Below are 9,167 nucleotides of genomic sequence, written 5' to 3'. Positions count from 1 at the left end.
TTGGCGGGGGGGGGGGGGGGCGGGTCGGGTGGTGGAGGTGCCGACGTATGCGTGCCAGGGGGAGCGGTACTGGTTGGAGGCACCCCGCAACACCGGCGACCTGAGTGCCGCCGGGCTGGACCAGGCCGGCCACCCGATGCTCGGTGCCGCGGTCGAGCTGGCCGGCGACGCCGGGACCCTCTACACCGGCCGCTTCTCCCTCACCACCCACCCGTGGCTCGCCGACCACCTGGTCGGCGGCACCGTCCTGCTGCCCGGCGCGGCCTTCGTCGACCTTGCCCTGCACTGCGCCGCGCACGCCGGACTCGCCATGGTCGACGACCTGACCCTGCACGCGCCGCTCGCGCTGCCCGCGCAGGGCGTCGTGGACCTCCAGGTCGTCGCGTCCGGCCCGGACGACACCGGCCGACGCCGGGTGACGATCCACGGCCGGTCGGCCGACACCGACTCCGGTCAGGACTGGGTCCTGCACGCCAGCGGTGTGCTCACCCCGGTCGCCGACCCCGCCGGCACCACCCCGGCCAACTGGCCGCCGGTCGACGCCGTACCCGTCGACCTCACCGGCCTGTACGACCGGCTCGCCGAGCACGGCTACGGCTACGGCACCGCCTTCCGGGGCCTGACCGGGCTGTGGCGGGACCCGGAGCACTGCTATGCCGAGATCACCCTGCCGGAGGGCACCGACCCCGCCGGCCACCGGCTGCACCCCGCGCTGCTCGACGCGGCCCTGCACCCCCTGCTCGCGCTCGCCCTCGACGACACCGACGGCCCGTTGCCGCTGCGGATACCGTTCTCCTGGCAGGGGGTGACGGCCACCGACGTGACGCCCACCCGGCTGCGGGTGCGGTGGGACGCCTCCGGCGGCGAGACCGTCCGGATGGACATGGCCGACGACACCGGCGTCCCGATCGGGTCGGTGCGCGCGCTGACCCTCCGCGAGATCGACCCGGCCCGGCTCGCCGCGCTGCGCACCGACCGGCTGCCGCTCCACGAGATCCGCTGGAGTCCGGTCGAGATCCCCGCCGTGGCGGACCCCACGCAGGACCGGGTCCTCGTCGGCGCGGACGGGCACCACCTGCGCGAGCTGCCGGGCGTCGACCCGGTGGACTACCCGGACATCGAGTCGCTGCGGGCGGCGGTCGCCGACGGCCGGCCGGCCCCGTCCACCGTGCTGGTCTCCTGCACCGGGTCGGCACCCGGTGCCGGACCCGACCCGGCCGGCACCGGGCTGCCCACCCGACGGGTGCTCGACCTGGTGCAGGGCTGGCTCGCCTGCGGTGAGCTGGCACAGTCGAAACTCGTCGTGGTCACCAGCGGCGCGCTGCCGCTGCCCGGCGACGCCGACGTCGACCTGGCCGTGGCACCGGTCGCCGGCCTGCTGCGCACCGCACGGGCGGAGAACCCCGGCGCGGTGGTGCACATCGACGTCGACGCGGACTCGGGCACCGCCCTGCCCGGCGCGCTGGCCACCGGCGAGCCGGAGATCGCGCTGCGGCACGGCGTCGGTCTGGTGCCCCGGATGGTGGTACGCCGGTCGGAGGAACCCGCCGCACCGCCGAGGCTCGACCCGGACGGCACCGTCCTGATCACGGGGGCCACCGGGGCGCTCGGCGCTCTCGTCGCCCGGCACCTGGTCACGACGTACGGCGTGCGGCACCTGCTGTTGCTGAGCCGGCGCGGCGCGGACGCGCCGGGCGCCGAGGAACTGCTCGCCGACCTCACCGCGCTGGGGGCGACGGCCCGGTTGGTCGCCTGTGACGTCGGGGAGCGGGAAGCCGTGGCCGCGGCGCTCGCCACCGTGCCGGCCGCCCATCCGCTCACCGCGGTCGTGCACGCCGCCGGCGTCATCGACGACGGGGTGCTGCCCAGCCTCACCCCGCAACGCCTCGACGCCGTCTGGCAGCCGAAGGCGCAGGCCGCCCTGCACCTGCACGAGTTGACCGCGGACGCCGACCTGGCCGCGTTCGTGCTGTTCTCCTCGGTGGCGGGTCAACTCGGCAACCTCGGCCAGGGCAACTACGCGGCGGCGAACGTCGCCCTCGACGCGCTCGCCGAACACCGCCGCGCCGCCGGCCTGGTCGGCACCTCCCTGGTCTGGGGCCTGTGGGGAGACACCGACGGCACCGGGGCCGGCGCGGCGGCGAAACTCGACCGGGCGGCGCTGGACCGGGTCAGCCGGGGCGGCCTGCTTCCGCTGTCACTCGACGAGGGGCTCGCCCTCTTCGACGACGCGCTGGCGGCCGGACCGGCGGTGCTGGTCACCGCCCGCTTCGACATCGCCGGCCTGAGCGCCCGCACCGAGACCGACAACGTGCCGCCCCGGCTGTACGGGCTGGCCCGCACGGCCCGCCGTCCCGGCGGTGGCCAGCAGCCGTCGCAGCCGCTGGTCACCCGGCTCGCCGGGCTGCCGGTCGGTGAGCAGCAGAAGATCGTGCTGGATCTGGTGCGCAGGAACGTCGTCGCCGTCCTCGGTGGTGACCGGGTGGCGCGCGTGGACGACGACCTGTCGTTCAAGGAACTCGGCTTCGAGTCCCTGTCCGCGGTGGAGCTGCGCAACCGGCTCAGCGCAGCGACCGGTCTGCAACTGCCGGCCACGATGGTCTTCGACCACCCCCGGCCCACCTCGCTCGCCGACTTCATCCGGGAGACCGCCGCGCCGGCCGACGCCGAGGGGCCGGTCCTCGCCGAACTCGACCGGCTGTCCGCCGCCATGGCGGCGGCCTCCTCCGACCGTGGCCTACGCCGGCTGGTCGCCTCGCGGCTGGAGAGCATGCTCGCCGACTGGAAGGCCGCCCCGACGGACCGGCAGGCCGGCACCGACGCCAACGCGCTCATCGAGTCCGCGTCGGTGGCCGAGATCTTCGACCTGATCGACCAGGAGTTCGGCACGGTGCCGCAGTGAGCGGCCACCGGCCGCAGGAGCCAACGAGAGCGGGTGTCCAGCGCATGTCAGGTGACGAGGCGAAGCTCCTCAACTACCTCAAGCGGATGACCATCGAGCTGCGCGACGCCCAGGAACGCATCCGGGACCTCGAGGAGAGCCGCCACGAGCCGATCGCGCTCGTCGGGATGAGCTGCCAGTACCCCGGTGGGGTGCAGACCCCGGACGAGTTGTGGGAGCTGGTCGCCGGTGAGGTCGACGCGGTGTCCGGGTTCCCCACCGACCGGGGGTGGGACCTCGACGGGCTCTACGACCCGGACCCGGACACCGTCGGCACCAGCTACGCCCGCGAGGGTGGTTTCCTCTACGACGCGGCCGAGTTCGACGCCGGACTGTTCGCCATCACCCCCCGCGAGGCGCTGTCCATCGACCCCCAGCAGCGCCTGCTGCTCGAACACGCCTGGCAGTCGATCGAGCGGGCCGGCGTCGACCCCCGGTCGCTGCGCGGCAGCGACACCGGCGTGTTCGTCGGGGTGATGTACAACGACTACGGGTCGCGGCTGATGCCGGCGCCGGAGGGCTTCGAGGGGTACGTCGGCAACGGTAGCGCCGCGAGCATCGCCTCCGGGCGGATCGCCTACTCGCTGGGCTTCGAGGGCCCGGCGATCACCGTCGACACCGCCTGCTCGTCGTCGCTGGTGGCGATCCACCTGGCCTGCCAGTCGCTGCGCTGGGGCGAGTGCTCGGTGGCCCTGGCCGGTGGCGTCACGGTGATGGCGACACCGGGGGTGTTCATCGAGTTCTCCCGGCAGCGTGGCCTGTCACCCGGCGGCCGGTGCCGGTCCTTCTCCGCCGGGGCCGACGGCGCCGGCTGGGCCGAGGGCGTCGGGGTGGTCATGCTGGAGCGGTACTCCGACGCGCTGCGCAACGGACATCCGGTGCTCGGCCTGATCCGGGGCAGCGCGGTCAACCAGGACGGCGCCAGCAACGGCCTCACCGCCCCGAGCGGCCCCGCCCAGGAACGGGTGATCTTCAACGCCCTCGCCGACGCCCGGCTCACCCCGGGCGACCTCGACGCGGTGGAGGGGCACGGCACCGGCACCACCCTCGGCGACCCGATCGAGGTACGCGCCCTGCAGGCCGTCTACGGCACCGGGCGGGACGCGCAACACCCCCTCTGGCTGGGCTCGCTCAAGTCCAACATCGGGCACAGCCAGGCCGCAGCCGGGGTCGGCGGCCTGATCAAGATGGTCCAGGCGATGCGCAACGGGGTACTGCCACGGTCCCTGCACGCCGACCCGCCGACCCCCCACGTGGACTGGTCGTCGGGCGCGGTACGCCTGTTGCGTGCCGCCGTACCCTGGCCGGTCACCGAGCGGGCGCGCCGCGTCGGCATCTCCTCCTTCGGGATCAGCGGCACGAACGCCCACCTGATCCTGGAGGAGCCGCCAGCACCGCCCGCCGGGGAACCGCAGGACACGCCGGTGCCGGCCTCCGCGCGACCGGTCGCCTGGCCGCTGTCGGGGAACTCGCCGAAGGCGCTGCGGGACCAGGCGCGACGGCTGGCCGGTCACCTGCGTCAGCGGTCGCTGCGACCGGCCGACGTGGCGTACACGCTGAGCCGCCGCCCACGCTTCGCCCACCGCGCGGTGGTGCTCGGGACCGATCCGACCGAGCTGCTCACCGGCCTGGAACGGCTGGCCGGTGGCTCCGGCTCGGCGCAGGTGGTCCGGGGCCGGCCCGCCCCGGCCGGGGCCCGTACCCTCGCCATGATCTTCTCGGGTCAGGGGTCGCAGCACGCGGGCATGGGCCGCGACCTGTACCCGGCCTTCCCGGCCTTCGCCGAGGCGCTCGACGCGGCGTGCGCGGCCCTCGACGCGCACCTGCCGGTGGCGCTACGCGACGTGCTCTTCGCCCCGGCCGGCACCGAGGCCGCCGCGCTGCTCGACCAGACCCGGTTCGCCCAACCCGCCATCTTCGCCGTGGAGGTGGCGCTGTACCGGCTGCTCGAACGGTTCGGCATCCGGCCGCACCGGCTCGTCGGGCACTCGGTCGGCGAGTTCGCCGCCGTCCACGTCGCCGGAGTGCTCACCCTGGCCGACGCGGCGACCCTGGTCACCGCGCGCGGGCGGCTCATGCAGGAACTGCCGGCCGGCGGCGCGATGGTGGCGGTGCAGGCCACCGAGGCCGAGGTGACACCGATGCTGGCGGACCGGGCGGGCGAGGTCGCCGTCGCCGCCGTGAACGGGCCGTCCTCCGTCGTGGTCGCCGGTGACGAGCCGGCGGTCGCCGAGATCGAGGCGGCCTGGTCGGCCCGGGGCCGGCGGACCAGCCGACTGCGGGTCAGCCACGCCTTCCACTCCCCCCGGATGGAGCCGATGCTCGACGAGTTCCGGCGGGTGGCGGCGGGCCTGACCTACCGGCCGCCGACCGTCGACCTGGTGTCCACCGTCACCGGCCGACCGGTCGGCCCCGGCGAACTGGAGGACCCGGGGTACTGGGTGGCGCACGCCCGCCGGCCGGTCCGCTTCGCCGACGCCGTCCGCTCGCTGACTGCCGCCGAGGTCACCGAATATCTCGAAGTCGGCCCGGACAGCGTGCTGAGCGCGGTGGTCACCGAGAACCTCGGCGTCGCCGGCACGACCGGTGCGGCCGTGCTGCCGCTGCTGCGTCGGGACGTGGACGAGCCCACGGCGTTCCTGACCGGGGTCGCGACCTGGTACTCCCGGGGCGGCGCCGTCGACTGGGACGTCCTCACCGAGGGGCTCGCCCCGACCACCGTCGACCTGCCCACCTACGCGTTCCAGCGCAAGCACTACTGGTTGGACGCGGTCGCGCCGATGGTGGCCACCCGCCGGGCGCCGACGCCGCCGGAGTCGCTCGGCGACGGCAGCGACGAGACGGAGCCGCCGCTGGCCGTCACGCTGCTGCGGCTCCCGCCCGCCGAACGCCGGGCGACGCTGCTGATGGCGTTGCGCGGGCTGGCCGCCGAGGTGATGCGGCTCGACCGGGCCGACGACGTCGCCGCCGACGTCCCGCTGCTCGAACTCGGATTCACCTCGCTGATGGCGGTCGACCTGCGCAACCGGGCCGCCGCCGCCACCGGCGTGGACCTGCCCGCCGCGCTGGTCTACGAGCACCCGACGTTCGAGGCGATCGTCGACTACGTCGACACCCTGATCACCGTCTAGCCCCTCAGCCCCGCCCCCTCCGATGGCCCGCGATCGACGCAGAATGAGGTCAGTTGTCATGCCGCAGACCCGTGACTTTTCCGAGGACGCGATCGCTGTCGTCGGCATGTCCTGCCGCCTGCCCGGCGCGGCGGACCCGGCCGCGTTCTGGGCCCTGCTCGCCAGCGGAACGAGCGCGGTCGGCACGGCACCCGCCGACCGCTGCGGGCCGGACGCGCCACCCGGCGGCTTCCTCGACGACGTCGCCGGGTTCGACGCCGCGTTCTTCGGCATCTCCCCGCGCGAGGCCACCGCGATGGACCCGCAGCAGCGGCTGATGCTGGAGCTGGCATGGGAGGCGCTCGAGGACGCCCGGCTGGCACCCGACCAGCTCGCCGGGCGGCCCGCAGCGGTGTACGTCGGCGCCATCCAGGACGACTACGCCCAACTGGCCGGCCGGGTGCCCGCCACCGCGTTCACCCTCACCGGGCTGCACCGCAGCATCGTGGCCAACCGGATCTCGTACACCCTCGGCCTGACCGGGCCCAGCGTGGTCGTCGACTCGGGGCAGTCGTCGGCGCTGGTCGCCGTACACCAGGCATGCGAGAGTCTGCGCGCCGGGACCGTCTCGCTGGCCCTGGCCGGCGGCGTGAACCTGATCCTGGAACCGGGCAGCACCGCCCGGGTCGGCGAGTTCGGCGGCCTCTCCCCGGACGGCACGGCCTGGGTCTTCGACGCGCGCGCCAACGGCTACGTACGCGGTGAGGGCGGCGGCCTGGTCGTGCTCAAGCGGCTCGCCGACGCGGTGGCCGACGGCGACGACATCTCCTGCGTGATCCTCGGCGGGGCCGTCAACAACGACGGCGGCGGCGCCGGTCTGACCGTCCCCGACGGCGACGGGCAGGCCGACGTGATCCGGCGGGCGCACCGGCAGGCGGGCACCGACCCGGCCCACGTCGGCTACGTCGAGCTGCACGGCACGGGCACGCCCGTCGGCGACCCGGTCGAGGCCGGCGCGCTGGGTGCGGCGATCGGCGCGCACCGGCCGGCGGATGCTCCGCTGGCCGTCGGTTCGGCCAAGACCAACGTCGGACACCTCGAAGGCGCCGCCGGCCTGGTCGGGCTGCTCAAGCTCGCGTTGAGCGCCCGGCACGGGCAGATCCCGGCGAGCCTGAACTTCAACACCGTCAACCCGCGCATCGACCTGGCCGCGCTGAACCTGCGGGTGCAGTCCGCGCTCGGCGCGTGGCCGGCCGACGCCGCCGGTGACGGCGACGCCCTGGCGGGCCTGTCCTCGTTCGGGATGGGTGGCACCAACGCCCACCTGGTCGTCGGGCGCGCACCCCGGCCCACCACCGACCGGGCCGACCGGCCGGCGCAGGCGTACACCGCGCCCTGGGTGCTGTCCGGCCAGAGCCCCGCCGCGCTGCGGGCCCAGGCGGCCACGCTGCGGCGGTTCCTCACGTCCGGCGTCGACGTCGCCGACGCCGACCTGGGCCACTCGCTCGCGTCGACCCGCGCCGCGCTGCGGCACCGGGCGGCGGTGCGTGCCGGTGACCGCGCCGGCATGCTCGCCGCCCTCGACGCGCTCGCCGCCGGTGACGACCGGCCCGACCTGGTCGTCGGTCGCGCCCGCCCCGGCCGGGTGGTCTTCGTCTTCCCCGGCCAGGGTTCGCAGTGGGAGGCGATGGCCCGTGGCCTGTACGCCGACTCCGCGGTGTTCCGCGACCGCCTCGACGAGTGCGCCGACGCGCTGGCCGCGTACACCGACTGGGACCTGCGCGACGTCCTGCTCGGCGGGGGCGGCGACCAGTTGGCGCGGGTCGACGTGATCCAGCCGGTGCTGTTCGCCGTGATGGTGTCGTTGGCGGCACTGTGGCGGGCGCACGGCGTGGAACCCGACGCGGTGGTGGGGCACTCCCAGGGTGAGATCGCCGCCGCGTACGTGGCCGGCGCGTTGACCCTGTCGGACGCGGCCCGGGTGGTGGCCCTGCGCAGTCGGGCGATCCGGGCCCTGGCCGGCACCGGCGCGATGGCGTCGGTGGCGCTGTCGGCCGAGCGGCTGCTGCCGGTGCTGGAGCAGTGGAGCGACCAGGTGGCGATTGGTGCGATCAACGGCCCCGACTCGACCGTCCTGTCCGGAGCGGTGGACGTGCTGCCGCAGGTGCTCGCCGAACTGACCGCCCAGGGCGTGCGGTGCCGGGCCGTCCCGGTGGACTACGCCTCCCACTCGCCGCAGGTCGAGGCGATCCGCGACGACGTGCTCGACCAGCTCGCCCCGGTCACACCCACCGACGCCCCGGTCACCTTCTACTCGGCGGTGACCGGAACGCCCGTCGACACGGCCGGGCTGGACGCCGCCTACTGGTACCGCAACATGCGGCAGACCGTGCGGTTCGAGCCGGCGGCCCGGGCGTTGCTCGACGACGGGTACACCACGTTCATCGAGTGCAGCCCGCACCCGGTGCTGGCGGTCGGCCTGCGGGAGAGCTTCGCCGCGACCGGGCAGCCGGCGTCCGTGGTGCCCACCCTGCGCCGCGACGACGGGGGCCTCGACCGCTTCCGGCACGCCGTCGGCCACGCGTACGTCGTGGGCGCTCCGGTCGACTGGACGACGTCCTTCCCCGGGGCACGGCGGATCTCCCTGCCCACCTACGAGTTCCAGCGCCGGCCCTTCTGGATCGACGCGCCCGCAGCGACCCCGGTCGAGGCGACCGTACGACCCGGGGGCGACGACGCTCCGGTGGTCGAGGAGCCCGTCGGCGACGGGGTCTGGGCGAACGCGCTGCGGGAGCTGCCGGCGGAGCGTCGCCTCGACGTCGCCCTGGAGCTGGTCCGGCGGCGGGCCGCCGGCATTCTCGGCCACCCGGCCGCCACCGACGTGGACCCGGCGACGACCTTCAAGGAACTCGGCTTCTCGTCACTCACCGTCGTGGAGCTGCGCGACCGGCTGGCCGACGACACCGCCCTGCCGTTGCCGTCCTCGCTCGCCTACGACTTTCCGAGTCCGGTGTTGGTGGCGGAGCGGTTGGTGGGTTTGGTGTCGGGTTCGGTGGTGGGTGTGGGTGTTTCGGGTGTGGGTGTGGGTGAGGCGGTGGCGATTGTGGGGATGGGTT

General features: G+C 74.9%; 2 protein-coding genes and 1 pseudogene. All 3 read left to right on the top strand.

From position 1 onward, the window contains the following. The coding region (locus tag ACOJTC_RS19710; protein WP_420117978.1) for a type I polyketide synthase at window positions 1-2,902 on the top strand (2,902 nt) is incomplete at its 5' end. A gap of 65 nt (window positions 2,903-2,967) precedes the next feature. Beyond that, window positions 2,968-6,072 (top strand): annotated as a pseudogene (locus ACOJTC_RS19705) (type I polyketide synthase); the annotation flags it as partial. A 58-nt stretch (window positions 6,073-6,130) separates the two neighbouring features. Continuing rightward, the coding region (locus ACOJTC_RS19700; protein ID WP_420117977.1) for a type I polyketide synthase at window positions 6,131-9,167 on the top strand (3,037 nt) is incomplete at its 3' end.

The organism is Micromonospora sp. (genome assembly GCF_048594385.1).
Taxonomy (GTDB): domain Bacteria; phylum Actinomycetota; class Actinomycetes; order Mycobacteriales; family Micromonosporaceae; genus Micromonospora; species Micromonospora wenchangensis.
The sequence above is the reverse complement of the archived record's forward strand: the minus strand, read 5'-3'. Positions and strand labels throughout refer to the sequence as shown.